Raw genomic sequence first — 14,561 nt, forward strand, 5'->3', positions numbered from 1 at the left:
GCTTGCCCTTTTCGGCAAGCGGTACTAAGTCCGTTCCCAACGTGGCCGCCCGGTTTGGGCGGCCCTTTCTATTTCGGAGACCCGTCGTGGCCCAGCCGCTGATGCCGCACGCGACCGCTTCCTGGCTGGTCGACAACACCGCCTTGTCCTTTCCGCAGATCGCCGATTTTTGCGGCCTTCACGTTCTTGAAGTGCAGGCGATTGCCGACGATACCGCCGCGACCAAGCTGACCGGTCGCGATCCCGTCCGCGCGCACGAACTGACGATGGACGAAATCGAGAAGGGGCAGAAGAACCCCGATTACCGCCTGGTAATGATGAAGGGACCCGATCAGGTCCGCCGGACCAAGGGCCCGCGCTATACCCCGGTGAGCAAGCGGCAGGACAAGCCGGACGGCATCGCGTGGATCATCCGCAACCATCCGGAAATCAGCGACGGCGCGATCGGCAAGCTGATCGGCACCACCCGCACCACGATCGCCGCAATCCGCGACCGCACCCATTGGAACATCGGCAACATCACGCCGAAGGACCCGGTCACGCTGGGCCTGTGTTCGCAGCGCGAACTCGACGCGCTGGTCGGCAAGGCCGCGAAGGCTGCCGGGATCGAAGCCCCCGCCGACACCCGTCTGGAGGGCGATCGCGAGGCGCTGATCGAGCAGCTCCGCAACGAACGTACGCAGGCCGCCCGCGACGCCGAACTGGCCGAACGCGGCGAACTGCCCGAAACGTCGGGCTCCTTCTTCGATCCGTTCAAACGCTGAACCGCTAAAGCGCGTCCGCGCCTATGATGGCCCGGTCGCTCTTATCGAGCGGCCGGGCCATTTGCGTAAACCGACCAGTCGGTTAGGTTGCCCACGTCCCCAGGGGAGTGAGCAGCCATGTCCGACCTTCGTGCCCGCGCGATCGCGCTTTACGACGCCTTCACCCACGAACATCGCGACCGGCGTGCCTTCATGGCCGAGATGGTGGCACTGGCGGGGTCTGTCGCCGCTGCCGAAACGCTGATCGCGGGCATCGCCGCGTCGCCCGCCGCCGCGCAACAGATCGCGGCGACCGATAGCCGGCTCGATACCGCCAAACGCAGCGGCACCGAGGCGGGCCAACCGACCACCGCTTATTTCGCCGCGCCAAAGAGTATGAAGCAGCCGCTGCCGATCGTGCTGGTCATCCATGAGAATCGCGGGCTGAACGCGCATATCGAGGATGTCGCCCGTCGCGTCGCACTGGCGGGCTTCCGTGCGATTGCGCCCGATTTTCTGGCACCACAGGGGGGCACCCCCGCCGATGAGGATCGCGCCCGCACCCTGATCGGGACGATCGATTACGACCTTGCGCTGGCGCAGGCCAAATCCTTCCTCGCAAAGGCGCGCGGCCAGCACAGTGGTGCGCATACCGGTGCGGTTGGTTTTTGTTGGGGCGGGGCGTTCGTCAACCGGCTGGCGGTGGCCGATCCGGCGCTGACCGCCGGGGTCAGTTACTATGGCCCGGCGCCCGATCCGGTCGAGGCGACGAAGGTCCGCACGGCGCTGATGCTGCAACTCGCCGAAAAGGATGCGCGGGTGAATGCGACCGCGCTTCCATGGGGAGAGGCGCTGCGCAAGGCGGGCAGGAACGCGACGACCCATGTCTATCCGGGCGTCGATCATGCGTTCAACAACGACACCTCGGCGATGCGCTACGACGCGGCGGCGGCGAAGCTGGCATGGGAGCGGACCACGGCGTTCCTGCATCAAGAACTTGACGCGAAACGCGGATAGGTTCCATCTTTGTTCCAAGTGAATCGCAGGGGGAATGCAGCATGACCGGACTGACGCTTTACACCAACCCGATGTCGCGTGGCCGGATCGCCCGCTGGATGCTGGAGGAGGTCGGTGCCGAGTATGACGTCGAGATGCTCGGCTATGGCGGTTCGATGAAGGCCGACGCCTATCTCGCGCTGAACCCGATGGGGAAGGTGCCGGCGATCGTCCATGACGGTCGCGTCGTCACCGAATGTGCGGCGATCTGCGCCTATCTCGCCGACGCCTTTCCCGCCGCCGGCCTCGCACCGACGGCGGAGGAACGCGCCGATTATTATCGCTGGATGTTCTTTGCCGCCGGGCCGCTGGAACAGGCGATCACCAACCGGTCGCTGGGGGTGACGCCGAGCGAGGATCAGCAGCGCATAGTCGGCTATGGCGATTACGACCGGGTCGTCGCGGTGCTGGAGCAGGCGGTGTCGGCGCACGACTATATCGCCGGCGACCGCTTCACCGCCGCCGATGTCTATGTCGGGTCGCACGTGATGTGGGGAACGCAGTTCGGGACGCTGCCGAAGCTGGACCCTTTCATGGCCTATATCGGGCGGCTTGCGGCTCGCCCGGCGCATGTCCGGGCCAGCGAACTGGACGATGCGGCCGTGGCCGAGATGCAGGCGGCGTAACAGGTGACGGGGCAGGTGCGATCTATCGCGGCACGTCGATCAGCCAGACCTTCGGCCCGCCGGTCGGCTTCGGCGTCCCGTCCAGCCGGCGGGCGCGCAGGATGCGGACCGGGTCGAGGATCATCTGCCCCTTCATCGCATCCGATCCGCCGCCGGTCGGCTTGGCAAGGATGCGCTTGACCGTCGCCATGCCGCCGACCACCCGCCCGAAGGCGGCATAGCCGGGGAAGTCGCCTTTCGCGTCCATGCTCGGCATCGCGCCGACCAGCAGCACGAAATTGCCGCCCGCCGAATTGGGTTCGGGCCGCCGCGCCATCGAGATCGCGCCGTCGACATGCTTGACGCCGGTCCGGTCGGTCCGTTCGTGGGGGAAGGGGGGCAGGATGCGTCGCGCATCGGTGCGGATGCCGCCCTGCACGAAACCCAGCGACGGATCGGCCTTGCGCCGCGCCGACCGGTAGAAGATCGTGCCGTCGAACCGGCCGTCATCGACATAGGCGAGGAAATTTTTCGACGTCGCGGGTGCCCGCCTGACGTCGAGCGCGACGATGATCGGCCCCGCCGAGGTGTCGAACCGGACCCGGACATAACCGGGTGTCGCACGGGTGGCGGACTGGGCGGACGCGGGCACGGCGAAGGCCAGCAGGATCAGGGCAAGCAGGATACGCATCGCCGCTACCTACCGTCCCGAACCGTCCGGTGAAAGCATGTCAGCCTGCTTGGGTCGCGGCATAATCCGCCAGCAAGGGGCCGAACGCCTCGGCCGGCGGAAACTGCGGATAGCGATGGCGGGCGGGCGTCATTGCCCATGGCAAGGCTTCATCGGTCCATGTCTCGATGAACGGGGCGAATGGTTCGGGGGTGTCGAGTGCACCGACCCGGACATTGGCAAAGCCCGGGTCGGGTTCGATCCGCGTGAACAGCCAGCTTTTGCAATGGTCGCAGTGGTGATGTCGGACCTGTTCGCCGTGCAGACCGCCGATGACCGGTTCGCCCTGCGTGACGATCAGCGCCGCGCTCGGCACCGCGACGTTCAGCGAGAAGGCACTCCCGCTCATCTGTTGGCACCCGCGACAATGGCAGGCCATGGTCATCATGGGTGTCGCGTCGATGCGGAACCGAATCCGTCCGCAACGGCAACCGCCTTCTATAGGGAGTAGAAAGGGCATGGTTCGCTCCGGGCTTGATCGCTGCGTCGGCTCTACGTGACCGGTTCGCCCAGGTAAATCGGGACGCTGGCAGTGCCGTGACCGGCCGCTGCGGTGGTGGCGCTGGTTTTGGCGGTCGGCGCGGTGGCGGACGCTTGCGGAACGGGCAGGGGGCTTTGACGTTGACCGGGAAATCCTGCTGGGAGAATGCCATGATCCGCTTCGCCGCCGCCGCCACACTGCCTGTCCTCGCGCTGCTCGGCGCCTGCGGGGGGCAGGAGATCACGACGACCAACGACAGCAACGTCGTGCTGAACGATGCCTATGCCAATGCCGCCTTCCGCAACGACGGCGAGGTCGGCAACGAGATGATCGCGATCAACCCGATGGAGACCGAAGCCAATTCGGTGACGACCGCGGGCGACGCGATGATGGGCAACACCCCCGACGCGATGAACGCGACGATGGGCAACAGCGCCAACTGATCGCGTCCGATAGCCGGGCCTGTGGCGGGCGGCGGGGCAGGGGCCTCGCCGCCCGTTCGCGCCTGCGGCGGTCCGCCGCGTGCCATTGACCGATCGGAGTGCCGCCTGTATAGGCCGCGCGTCCCGCTGGGTCGGCGTCGTAACCGTCGCTGGCCTGCATGTGGGTTCAAAGAGCTGAACATTGCTGGAGACATCGGCCTCGTGGCGATTCGCACACGTGGCCTTTGCGCATTTCTGACAGGAACGGCTCCGGCAAAGTAACCGCAAGATAAGGTGAAGGGCTTCATGCCGACGATCAACCAGCTGGTCCGCAAGGGCCGCGAACCGCAGAAGGCCAAGTCGAAGGTCCCTGCGATGGACCAGAACCCGCAGAAGCGCGGTGTCTGCACTCGCGTTTATACGACGACCCCGAAGAAGCCGAACTCGGCTCTGCGCAAGGTGGCCAAGGTTCGCCTGACCAACCAGCGCGAAGTCATCAGCTACATTCCGGGTGAAGGCCACAACCTCCAGGAGCACTCGGTCGTGCTCATCCGCGGCGGTCGTGTGCGCGATCTTCCCGGCGTTCGCTACCACGTCCTGCGCGGCGTGCTCGATACGCAGGGTGTCAAGGATCGCCGCCAGTCGCGTTCGAAGTACGGCGCCAAGCGTCCGAAGTGATCCCGCGCCGCGCTGATCGCCAGCGCGGCCAGAGGTCCATCTACCCCCAGTAAGCCCCCGACGGGTTCGGGAACCGGCTGAAGATTGAAGGAATATCTGATGGCTCGTCGTCGTCGTCCCGAAAAGCGGGAAATCCTGCCTGATCCCGTATACGGGGATGAGGTTCTGACCAAGTTCATGAATTCGGTGATGCTGGACGGCAAGAAGTCCGTCGCCGAAGGCATCGTCTATTCAGCATTCGAAACCGTCGAGAGCCGCGCGAAGCGCGATCCGCTGGGCGTGTTCCACGATGCGCTCAACAACGTGAAGCCGAACATCGAAGTGCGTTCGCGCCGCGTCGGTGGTGCGACCTATCAGGTCCCGGTCGAAGTCCGCTTCGAACGTGCCCAGGCACTGGCGATCCGCTGGCTGATCACCTCGGCCCGCAACCGCAGCGAGAACACCATGTCGGCACGCCTGTCGGGCGAGCTGATGGACGCTGCCAACAACCGCGGCAACGCGGTGAAGAAGCGCGAAGACACGCACCGCATGGCGGAAGCGAACCGCGCCTTCTCGCACTACCGCTGGTAAGTCTCGGCGGTGGCTTTTCACCGCTGATGCAACCGACTATATCGTGGGGAGCGGGCGACATGCCTCGCTCCCCACATTGCTAAGGAAGCACGATCATGGCCCGCAGCCATCCGCTCGAACGGTATCGCAACATCGGCATCATGGCGCACATCGACGCCGGCAAGACGACCACGACCGAGCGTATTCTTTACTACACCGGCAAGTCCTACAAGATCGGCGAAGTGCACGAAGGCACCGCCACCATGGACTGGATGGAGCAGGAGCAGGAACGCGGCATCACTATCACCTCGGCGGCAACCACCTGCAAGTGGCGCGCGGAAGAGGGCAAGGGTGAAGAGCACCTGATCAACATCATCGACACGCCGGGCCACGTCGACTTCACCATCGAAGTCGAACGCTCGCTGCGCGTGCTCGACGGCGCGGTCGCCTGCTTCGACGGCGTTGCCGGCGTCGAGCCGCAGTCGGAAACCGTGTGGCGTCAGGCCGACAAGTACGGCGTGCCGCGCATGTGCTTCGTCAACAAGCTCGACCGCACCGGTGCCGACTTCTATTTCTGCGTCGACTCGATCATCGAACGTCTGGGCGCACGTCCGGCGGTCCTGTATCTCCCGATCGGTATCGAAGGCGGCTTCAAGGGTCTCGTCGATCTGGTCGAGAACCGCGCGATCATCTGGCTCGAAGAGTCGCTGGGCGCGAAGTTCGAATATCAGGACATCCCGGCCGACATGGCCGAGAAGGCCGCGAAGTATCGCAGCGAACTGATCGAAATGGCCGTCGAGCAGGACGACGACCTGATGGAAGCCTATCTCGAAGGCAATGAACCGTCGGTCGCCGATCTGAAGGCGCTGATCCGCAAGGGCACGCTGGCGATGAGCTTTGTGCCGATCGTCTGCGGTTCGGCGTTCAAGAACAAGGGGGTGCAGCCGTTGCTCGACGCCGTTGTCGACTATCTGCCGTCGCCGCTGGACATTCCGGACGTGCAGGGCGTGAAGCTCGACGGCGAGACCCCGGATTCGCGTCCGCCGGCCGATGACGCGCCGATGTCGCTGCTCGCGTTCAAGATCATGAACGATCCGTTCGTCGGCACGCTGACCTTCGCCCGCATCTATTCGGGTACCCTCACCAAGGGCGGGTATCTGAACTCGGTGAAGGACAAGAAGGAAAAGATCGGCCGTATGCTCCTGATGCACGCGAACTCGCGTGAGGACATCGACGAGGCGCGTGCGGGCGACATCGTCGCGATCGCGGGCCTGAAGGAAACGACGACCGGCGACACGCTGTGCGACACGTCCAACCCGATCATCCTCGAGCGGATGGAGTTCCCGGAACCCGTCATCGAGCTGTCGGTGGAGCCGAAGACCAAGGCCGACCAGGAAAAGATGGGCATTGCGCTCAATCGTCTGGCTGCCGAGGATCCTTCGTTCCGCGTGTCGACCGATCATGAATCGGGCCAGACGATCATCAAGGGCATGGGTGAGCTTCACCTCGAAATCCTTGTCGATCGCATGAAGCGCGAGTTCAAGGTCGAGGCGAATGTCGGCGCGCCGCAGGTGGCGTATCGCGAATATCTCGCCAAGCCGGTCGAGCTGACCTACACCCACAAGAAGCAGTCGGGTGGTTCGGGCCAGTTCGGCGAAGTCAAGGTGAAGGTCATCCCGGGCGAGCGCGGCACCGGCTACCAGTTCTTCGACGAGATCAAGGGCGGGAACATCCCGCGCGAATATATCCCGTCGGTGGAAAAGGGCATGCGCGAGACGGCACAGACCGGTTCGCTGATCGGCTTCCCGATCATCGACTTCGAAGTGCACCTGATCGACGGCAAGTACCACGACGTCGACTCGTCGGCACTGGCGTTCGAAATCTGCGCGCGTGGCGCGATGCGTGAAGCGGCCCAGAAGGCCGGCATCAAACTGCTCGAGCCGATCATGAAGGTCGAAGTCGTGACCCCGGAAGATTATCTGGGCGACGTCATCGGCGACATGAACAGCCGTCGTGGCCAGATTCAGGGCACCGACAGCCGTGGCAATGCGCAGACCGTCGAAGCGATGGTCCCGCTCGCCAACATGTTCGGTTATGTGAACCAGCTCCGCTCGTTCACCCAGGGCCGCGCGCAATATTCGATGCAGTTCTCGCACTATGACGAAGTGCCGCAGAACGTTGCTGACGAAGTGAAGGCGAAGATGGCCTGAAGCGCACGCAGCTAAAGCGATTTAGCTGCGAGACGCTGAAGGCCGGCCGGCGGGGCGGCTAGTCCGCTCCGACCGACGACCGGGGATTTACTCCCCGGTCGGCCCTCCGCAACCGAGGGCTGGCATTACGAAACAACACCCGCTAAAGGGCCGCGTTCGCGTGGCCCCGGCGGCACCGAATTCGAATCAGAAGGTAGGAAAATGGCTAAGGCAAAATTCGAGCGGAACAAGCCGCACCTCAACATCGGTACCATCGGTCACGTCGACCACGGCAAGACCTCGCTGACCGCCGCGATCACGAAGGTGCTGGCTGAAACGTCGGGCGGCGTCGCCGTCGACTTCGCCAACATCGACAAGGCTCCCGAAGAGCGCGAGCGCGGCATCACCATCTCGACCGCCCACGTCGAGTATGAAACCGCCGCCCGCCACTATGCGCACGTCGATTGCCCGGGCCACGCCGACTATGTGAAGAACATGATCACCGGTGCCGCGCAGATGGACGGCGCGATCCTGGTCGTGTCGGCTACCGACGGCCCGATGCCGCAGACCAAGGAGCACATCCTGCTCGCCAAGCAGGTCGGCGTTCCCACCATGGTCGTCTTCCTGAACAAGGTCGATCTGGTCGACGACGAGGAAATCCTCGAACTCGTCGAGATGGAAATCCGCGAAGAACTGTCGAAGCGTGAATTCGACGGCGACAACATTCCGATCATCCGTGGTTCGGCCACCTGCGCGCTGTCGGGTTCGAACGACGTGTTCGGCAAGGAAGCGGTTCTCGCGCTGATGGCAGCAGTCGACGAGTCGATTCCGCAGCCGGAGCGTCCGCTGGACAAGCCGTTCATGATGCCGATCGAAGACGTGTTCTCGATCTCGGGTCGTGGCACCGTGGTAACCGGCCGCGTCGAAACCGGCATCGTCAAGGTCGGTGAAGAAGTCGAAATCGTCGGCATTCACGAATCGGTCCGCAAGACCGTCGTCACCGGCGTCGAAATGTTCCGCAAGCTGCTCGACCAGGGCCAGGCCGGCGACAACATCGGCGCGCTGATCCGCGGCGTTGCCCGTGACGAAGTCGAGCGTGGTCAGGTTCTGGCGAAGCCGGGTTCGATCACGCCGCACACCGACTTCCAGTCGTCGGTGTACGTGCTGTCGAAGGACGAGGGTGGCCGTCACACGCCGTTCTTCGCCAACTATCGTCCGCAGTTCTACTTCCGCACGACCGACGTGACCGGCACCATCGAACTACCGGAAGGCACCGAAATGGTCATGCCGGGCGACGAAGTCGCGCTGGGCGTGAAGCTGATCGCACCGATCGCCATGGACGTCGGCCAGCGTTTCACCATCCGTGAAGGCGGTCGTACCGTCGGCGCAGGGGTTGTCAGCGGCATCGACAAGTAATATAGCGACTCGAACAGGCGGCGGTCCCCGGAGACGGGGGCCGCCGTTTGCTATTTAATGAGGGCACCCCGCTTTTTTGGCCGGGGTTTCCACCAAGCCTTTTGTTAATCAAGAGCCGTCCCAACGGCCCGCTCTTTCGCATCGGTAGGACCATGGACAACAATATCCGTATTCGCCTGAAGGCGTTCGACCATCGCGTGCTCGACCAGGCGGCCGGCGATATCGCCGACACCGCGCGTCGCACCGGCGCCCTGATCCGTGGACCGATTCCGCTGCCCACGCACATCGACAAGTTCACGGTCAACCGCGGCCCGCACATCGACAAGAAGTCGCGCGAGCAGTTCGAGACCCGGACCTACAAGCGTCTGCTCGACATCGTGCAGCCGACCCCGCAGACCGTCGACGCGCTCATGAAGCTCGACCTCGCGGCAGGGGTGGACGTAGAGATCAAGCTGGCGTAATAGCCGGCTTCCGCGATCCAGGGTGATTCCGCCTTGCGTCGCGCTTTCGCTTCCCGCCGGTTCGTTCTGAACGACGGCGGTCGAAGCCGGGAAAGCAACCACAGGGATACCGAACGGCACGACGCTTCCGGGCAAATGCCGTTGTCCGCGTCCCCGCTATCGTCGATGCAACTCCCTCATGGAGCAATTCGGCGATGTCTGGCCCTGGCGGGGGCGTGCAGATCGCAAGGGCTGGGGCTTCGGAGGCGGGTGACCGCGCACCGGAGCCTTTTTCGTTAGGCAAGCTCGTCGTCAAGACGAGCCTCTGTTGGAGGAGTTGGTCATGCGTACTGGTGTGATCGCGAAGAAAATGGGTATGACCCGGCTGTTCCAGGACGATGGGCGCCACGTGCCCGTCACCGTCCTGCAGCTGGAAGACGTGCAGGTCGTCGCCCGTCGTGAGCTGGATCGGGACGGCTACGTCGCGGTGCAGCTCGGTGCGGGCGTCGCCAAGGCGAAGAACGTCGCCAAGCCGCAGCGCGGCCATTTCGGCAAGGCCGAAGTGACCCCGAAGGCGCGGGTTGTCGAGTTCCGCGTGGCGGACGATGCGTTGCTCGATGTCGGTGCCACCATCGGTGCCGATCACTATGTCGCCGGCCAGCTGGTCGACGTGTCGGGCCGTACGCAGGGCAAGGGCTTTGCGGGTGCCATGAAGCGTTGGAACTTCGGCGGTCTGCGCGCGACGCACGGCGTGTCGGTGTCGCACCGTTCGCACGGTTCGACCGGTCAGCGTCAGGATCCGGGCAAGGTCTTCAAGAACAAGAAGATGGCCGGCCACATGGGTGACCGTAACCGCACGCAGCAGAATTTGCAGGTCGTGTCGACGGACGTCGAGCGCGGGCTGATCTTCATCAAGGGTTCGGTTCCCGGTCACAAGGGAAGCTGGCTGACGGTCAAGGACGCGGTGAAGGTCGCGCGCCATGCCGACGCTCCGTATCCCGCCGGTCTGAAGAGCGCCAACAGCAACGACGCCGCCACATCGGCTGCGACCGACGGCCAGGAGGGCTGATCATGAAGGTCAAGGTACAGACCCTCGATGCCGTCGAAAACGGCGATATCGAGCTGAACGACGAGGTGTTCGGCCTCGATCCGCGTGCGGACATCCTGCACCGGGTCGTGACGTGGCAGCTCGAAAAGCGTCGCGGCACCGCCCGCGGCACCCGCGAGCGTGCAGACGTCGCCCGCACCGGCAAGAAGCTGGGTCGCCAGAAGGGCGGCGGTGTCGCCCGTCACGGCGATCGCCGCGCTCCGGTGTTCGTCGGCGGCGGTAAGGCGCACGGCGCCCGCGTCCGCGACTTCAACCCGGGCCTGAACAAGAAGGTTCGCGCGCTCGGTCTGAAGATGGCGCTGTCGAGCCATGCCAAGGCGGGTTCGCTGGTCATCCTCGACGGTCTGACCGTTGCGGACGGCAAGACGCAGGTCCTGCTCGGCAGCCTTGCCAAGCTGGGCTTCGGCAAGAAGTCGCTGGTGATCGATGGCGATGCCGTCGAAAACACCTTCGCGCTGGCCGCTCGCAACCTGCGTCAGGTCAATGTCCTGCCCGCCGGTGGCGCGAACGTCTATGACATCCTGAAGCACGACACGCTGGTGCTCACCCGCGCCGCCGTCGAAAAGCTGGAGGCCCGCTTCAATGGCTAAGCAGCAACAGTCGGCTATCGACATCCGTCATTACGACGTGGTGCTTAGCCCCCACATCACCGAAAAGTCGACGATGCTTTCCGAGCATAACGCCGTCGTCTTCAAGGTCGCGAACAAGGCGTCGAAGCCGGAGATCAAGGCAGCGGTCGAAGCGCTGTTCAACGTCACCGTCACCGGCGTGAACACGATCGTGACCAAGGGCAAGACCAAGAAGTGGAAGGGCGCGCCCTACACCCGGTCGGACTTCAAGAAGGCGATCGTGACCCTAGCCGACGGCCAGTCGATCGACATTACCGAGGGGGCCAAGTAACATGGCACTCAAGCAATATAATCCGACCACGCCGTCGCAGCGTGGCCTGGTCCTGATCGACCGTTCGGCCCTGTACAAGGGTCGTCCGGTCAAGGCGCTGACCGAAGGCAAGACCAAGTCGGGCGGCCGCAACAACAAGGGCCATGTGACCTCGCGCGGCATCGCCGGCGGTCACAAGCAGCGCTATCGCATCATCGACTTCAAGCGTCGGTTGTGGGATGTCGAAGGCACCGTGGAACGGATCGAATATGATCCCAACCGCACCGCGTTCATCGCGCTCGTCAACTATGGCGAGATCGAGGGCAAGGCCAACGTCGCCTACATCATCGCGCCGCAGCGTCTGAACGTCGGTGACAAGGTGATCGCCGGCAAGAAGACCGACGTGAAGCCGGGCAACGCGATGGAACTGGGCCAGGTGCCGGTCGGCACGATCGTCCACAACGTCGAGATGAAGCCGGGCAAGGGCGGTCAGATCGCCCGTTCGGCCGGCACCTATGTGCAGGTCGTCGGTCGCGACAAGGGCATGGTCATCGTCCGCCTGAATTCGGGTGAGCAGCGCTACATCCACGCCGCCTGCATGGCGACGATCGGCGCGGTGTCAAACCCCGACAACCAGAACCAGAATCTGGGCAAGGCCGGTCGTAACCGCTGGCTCGGCAAGCGTCCGCTGACCCGCGGCGTCGCCAAGAACCCGGTCGACCACCCGCACGGCGGTGGTGAAGGCCGGACTTCGGGCGGTCGTCATCCGGTCACCCCGTGGGGCAAGCCGACCAAGGGCGCGCGCACGCGGCACAACAAGGCGACGGATAAGATGATCATCCGTAGCCGTCACGCGAAGAAGAAGGGCTAAGCGATGGCTCGTTCCGTATGGAAGGGTCCGTTCGTGGACCTCAATCTGCTGAAGAAGGCGGAAGTGGCGCAGGACGCCGGCACCCGTTCGGGTCCGATCAAGACCTGGTCGCGCCGTTCGACGATCCTGCCGCAGTTCGTTGGCCTGACGTTCAACGTCTATAACGGCCGCAAGTTCGTGCCGGTTTCGGTCAACGAGGACATGGTGGGCATGAAGCTCGGCGAATTCGCGCCGACGCGCTTCTTCCCCGGCCACGCCGCCGACAAGAAGGGCAAGCGCTGATGAGCAAGCAGGCAGCACCGCGCCGCGTCGGTGACAAGGAAGCTCTGGCGGTCGCGACTCAGGTCCGCGGCTCGGCCCAGAAGCTGAACCTCGTCGCCGCACTGATCCGCAACCGTCCGGTCGGCGATGCGATGAACATCCTCGCCTTCTCGAAGAAGGCGATGGCGGTCGATGTCCGCAAGTGCCTCGCTTCGGCGATCGCGAATGCGGAAAACAACCACAACCTCGACGTCGATGCACTCGTCGTCAAGGAAGCCTCGGTCGGCAAGTCGATCACGATGAAGCGTTTCGCGACCCGTGGTCGCGGCAAGTCGACGCGCATCCTGAAGCCGTTCAGCCGCGTGCGCATCGTCGTGTCCGAGGTGGAGGAAGCGTAATGGGTCACAAATCCAATCCCATCGGTCTGCGTCTGCAGATCAACCGCACCTGGGACAGCCGTTGGTACGCCGAAGGTGCCGACTATGGCCGTCTGCTGCTGGAGGATCTGAAGATCCGCCAGTTCATCATGAAGGCGCTGCCGCAGGCGGCGATTTCCAAGGTGGTGATCGAGCGTCCGGCAAAGTTGTGCCGCATCTCGATCTTCGCAGCGCGTCCCGGTGTCATCATCGGCAAGAAGGGCACCGACATCGAAAAGCTTCGCAAGAAGCTGGGTTCGATGACCTCGTCCGACGTGTCGCTGAACATCGTCGAGATCCGCAAGCCGGAAATCGATGCGAAACTCGTCGCGCAGGGCATTGCCGATCAGCTGGAACGTCGTATCGCCTTCCGTCGCGCCATGAAGCGTGCGGTGCAGTCGGCGATGCGTCTGGGTGCCGACGGCATCCGCGTCGCTTGCGGCGGTCGTCTGGGCGGTGCGGAAATCGCCCGTTCGGAAGGCTATCGCGAAGGTCGCGTTCCGCTGCACACGCTGCGTGCCAACCTCGACTATGCCGAGGCACAGGCGCACACCGCGTATGGCGTCTGCGGCGTCAAGGTCTGGATCTTCAAGGGTGAGATCCTCGGCCATGACCCGATGGCGCAGGACCGGCTGATGATGGAGGCTCAGACCTCCGGCGTGCGCCCCGCGCGCGACGATCACCGCCGCTAAGGATAATTTGAGATGCTGCAACCAAAGCGCACCAAGTTCCGCAAGGCCTTCAAGGGCCGCATCCATGGCGATGCCAAGGGCGGTACGTCGCTGAACTTCGGGTCCTATGGCCTGAAGGCGATGGAGCCGGAGCGGATCACCGCCCGCCAGATCGAGGCGGCTCGCCGCGCGATCACGCGTCACATCAAGCGCCAGGGCCGCTTGTGGATCCGGATTTTCCCGGATCTGCCGGTGTCGTCGAAGCCTGCCGAAGTCCGCATGGGCTCGGGCAAGGGTTCGCCCGAATTCTGGGTCGCCCGCGTCAAGCCGGGTCGCATCCTGTTCGAACTGGACGGCGTGCCCGGCCCGCTCGCCGCGGAGGCGTTCGAACGCGCCGCGATGAAGCTGCCGATCGCGGTCAAGGTCGTTGCCCGTCTGGGCGACACCTCGCACCTGGAGGGTTGAGAATGACGAAGGCAACCGATCTTCGCGCCAAGAGCGACGACCAGCTGGTCGATGAACTGTCGAGCCTGAAGCGTGAGGCGTTCAACCTCCGTTTCCAGGCGGCGACCAGCCAGCTGGAAAAGCCGACCCGCGTGAAGGAAGTCCGTCGCGACATCGCGCGGATCAAGACGCTGCAGGGCGAGCGTTCGCGCTCGTCCGACAAGTAAGGACGAGAGACATGCCGAAGCGCGTGCTGACCGGGATGATCGTCTCGGACAAGACCGACAAGACGGTGGTGGTCAAGGTAGAGCGGAAGGTCAAGCACCCCCTCTACGGCAAGATCATCCGCCGTTCGAAGAAGTATCATGCCCATGACGAGGGCAATGAATATCGCGAAGGCGAGACCGTGCGCATTGAAGAGACCGCGCCGATCTCGAAGCTGAAGACCTGGAAGGTGATCGAGCGGGTCAACACCCACGCGACGCCGGCCGAGACGGCAGCCGAGGCGTAAGCCTCGATGGGGTGGGGCGGTTCGTCCTTCACCCGCGGCGCAGCAGACTCCCCTCCCTGACAAGGGAGGGGCAGGGGGTGGGTAGGCCCGA

Annotated in this window: 21 protein-coding genes; 19 read left to right on the forward strand and 2 right to left on the reverse strand. The window is 64.1% G+C overall.

What is annotated here, in order from left to right; translation table 11 throughout:
• Positions 1 to 101 precede the first annotated feature (101 nt).
• The 3 genes from ASE70_RS11530 to ASE70_RS11540 all read left to right on the forward strand — a co-directional run bounded on the left by ASE70_RS11530 (position 102) and on the right by ASE70_RS11540 (position 2,425).
• On the forward strand, positions 102 to 764 hold the full coding sequence (locus ASE70_RS11530) for a DUF1013 domain-containing protein (RefSeq protein WP_082438756.1): 663 nt from the start codon (positions 102 to 104) through the stop codon (positions 762 to 764).
• 117 nt (positions 765 to 881) lie between these two features.
• Entirely contained in the window at positions 882 to 1,760 is an 879-nt protein-coding gene (locus ASE70_RS11535) for a dienelactone hydrolase family protein (protein WP_056504880.1), read from the forward strand.
• 41 nt (positions 1,761 to 1,801) lie between these two features.
• Positions 1,802 to 2,425, forward strand: a complete 624-nt coding sequence (locus ASE70_RS11540) for a glutathione S-transferase family protein (RefSeq protein ID WP_056504882.1) — start codon at positions 1,802 to 1,804, stop codon at positions 2,423 to 2,425.
• A 22-nt stretch (positions 2,426 to 2,447) separates the two neighbouring features.
• Here the strand turns inward: ASE70_RS11540 and ASE70_RS11545 are convergent, their stop codons facing one another.
• Positions 2,448 to 3,095: a peptidylprolyl isomerase gene (locus ASE70_RS11545; RefSeq protein ID WP_056504885.1), complete on the reverse strand. Its 648-nt coding sequence runs from the start codon at positions 3,093 to 3,095 to the stop codon at positions 2,448 to 2,450.
• A 40-nt stretch (positions 3,096 to 3,135) separates the two neighbouring features.
• The gene (locus ASE70_RS11550) at positions 3,136 to 3,594 is read right to left on the reverse strand and encodes a GFA family protein (protein WP_056504886.1); all 459 of its coding nucleotides are present in this window, start codon (positions 3,592 to 3,594) and stop codon (positions 3,136 to 3,138) included.
• Positions 3,595 to 3,785: 191 nt separating this feature from the next.
• Here ASE70_RS11550 and ASE70_RS11555 point away from each other — a divergent pair, with 191 nt between their 5' ends.
• The 16 genes from ASE70_RS11555 to rpsQ all read left to right on the forward strand — a co-directional run bounded on the left by ASE70_RS11555 (position 3,786) and on the right by rpsQ (position 14,470).
• Positions 3,786 to 4,058 (forward strand): hypothetical protein, encoded by a 273-nt coding sequence (locus tag ASE70_RS11555; protein ID WP_056504891.1) that lies wholly within the window; start codon positions 3,786 to 3,788, stop codon positions 4,056 to 4,058.
• A gap of 285 nt (positions 4,059 to 4,343) precedes the next feature.
• Complete coding sequence (gene rpsL, locus ASE70_RS11560) at positions 4,344 to 4,715, forward strand: 30S ribosomal protein S12 (protein WP_055757399.1); 372 nt, start codon at positions 4,344 to 4,346, stop codon at positions 4,713 to 4,715.
• 99 nt (positions 4,716 to 4,814) lie between these two features.
• Positions 4,815 to 5,285, forward strand: coding sequence for a 30S ribosomal protein S7 (gene rpsG, locus ASE70_RS11565; RefSeq protein WP_055997235.1), 471 nt, complete (start codon positions 4,815 to 4,817; stop codon positions 5,283 to 5,285).
• Between the two features lie 95 nt (positions 5,286 to 5,380).
• Positions 5,381 to 7,474: an elongation factor G gene (gene fusA / locus ASE70_RS11570; protein WP_055996124.1), complete on the forward strand. Its 2,094-nt coding sequence runs from the start codon at positions 5,381 to 5,383 to the stop codon at positions 7,472 to 7,474.
• A gap of 201 nt (positions 7,475 to 7,675) precedes the next feature.
• Complete coding sequence (tuf, locus tag ASE70_RS11575) at positions 7,676 to 8,869, forward strand: elongation factor Tu (RefSeq protein ID WP_055756924.1); 1,194 nt, start codon at positions 7,676 to 7,678, stop codon at positions 8,867 to 8,869.
• Positions 8,870 to 9,021: 152 nt separating this feature from the next.
• On the forward strand, positions 9,022 to 9,330 hold the full coding sequence (gene rpsJ, locus ASE70_RS11580) for a 30S ribosomal protein S10 (protein WP_033921125.1): 309 nt from the start codon (positions 9,022 to 9,024) through the stop codon (positions 9,328 to 9,330).
• A 322-nt stretch (positions 9,331 to 9,652) separates the two neighbouring features.
• Positions 9,653 to 10,378, forward strand: coding sequence for a 50S ribosomal protein L3 (rplC, locus tag ASE70_RS11585; RefSeq protein ID WP_056504894.1), 726 nt, complete (start codon positions 9,653 to 9,655; stop codon positions 10,376 to 10,378).
• Between the two features lie 2 nt (positions 10,379 to 10,380).
• Entirely contained in the window at positions 10,381 to 11,007 is a 627-nt protein-coding gene (gene rplD / locus ASE70_RS11590) for a 50S ribosomal protein L4 (RefSeq protein ID WP_056504898.1), read from the forward strand.
• The gene (locus ASE70_RS11595; RefSeq protein WP_055996116.1) at positions 11,000 to 11,317 is read left to right on the forward strand and encodes a 50S ribosomal protein L23; all 318 of its coding nucleotides are present in this window, start codon (positions 11,000 to 11,002) and stop codon (positions 11,315 to 11,317) included. Before rplD ends, ASE70_RS11595 begins: the two co-directional genes overlap by 8 nt.
• A 1-nt stretch (position 11,318) precedes the next feature.
• A complete protein-coding gene (gene rplB / locus ASE70_RS11600) occupies positions 11,319 to 12,167 on the forward strand; it encodes a 50S ribosomal protein L2 (protein ID WP_056504901.1) in 849 nt (282 codons plus the stop codon).
• Between the two features lie 3 nt (positions 12,168 to 12,170).
• Positions 12,171 to 12,449: a 30S ribosomal protein S19 gene (rpsS, locus tag ASE70_RS11605; RefSeq protein ID WP_055996110.1), complete on the forward strand. Its 279-nt coding sequence runs from the start codon at positions 12,171 to 12,173 to the stop codon at positions 12,447 to 12,449.
• Positions 12,449 to 12,826, forward strand: coding sequence for a 50S ribosomal protein L22 (gene rplV / locus ASE70_RS11610; RefSeq protein WP_056456260.1), 378 nt, complete (start codon positions 12,449 to 12,451; stop codon positions 12,824 to 12,826). The genes rpsS and rplV overlap by 1 nt, the downstream gene beginning before the upstream one ends.
• Entirely contained in the window at positions 12,826 to 13,536 is a 711-nt protein-coding gene (gene rpsC, locus ASE70_RS11615; protein WP_055996103.1) for a 30S ribosomal protein S3, read from the forward strand. The genes rplV and rpsC overlap by 1 nt, the downstream gene beginning before the upstream one ends.
• Before the next feature lie 12 nt (positions 13,537 to 13,548).
• The gene (gene rplP, locus ASE70_RS11620) at positions 13,549 to 13,980 is read left to right on the forward strand and encodes a 50S ribosomal protein L16 (RefSeq protein WP_055756910.1); all 432 of its coding nucleotides are present in this window, start codon (positions 13,549 to 13,551) and stop codon (positions 13,978 to 13,980) included.
• A 2-nt stretch (positions 13,981 to 13,982) separates the two neighbouring features.
• Positions 13,983 to 14,186, forward strand: coding sequence for a 50S ribosomal protein L29 (gene rpmC, locus ASE70_RS11625; protein ID WP_055996100.1), 204 nt, complete (start codon positions 13,983 to 13,985; stop codon positions 14,184 to 14,186).
• Positions 14,187 to 14,197: 11 nt separating this feature from the next.
• Positions 14,198 to 14,470 carry a 30S ribosomal protein S17 gene (rpsQ, locus tag ASE70_RS11630; protein WP_056504906.1) on the forward strand — a complete coding sequence of 91 codons (273 nt, stop codon included), beginning with the start codon at positions 14,198 to 14,200 and terminating at the stop codon, positions 14,468 to 14,470.
• Positions 14,471 to 14,561 lie beyond the last annotated feature (91 nt).

The sequence above is a fragment of the Sphingomonas sp. Leaf22 genome (assembly GCF_001421715.1).
Classification (GTDB): Bacteria; Pseudomonadota; Alphaproteobacteria; order Sphingomonadales; family Sphingomonadaceae; genus Sphingomonas.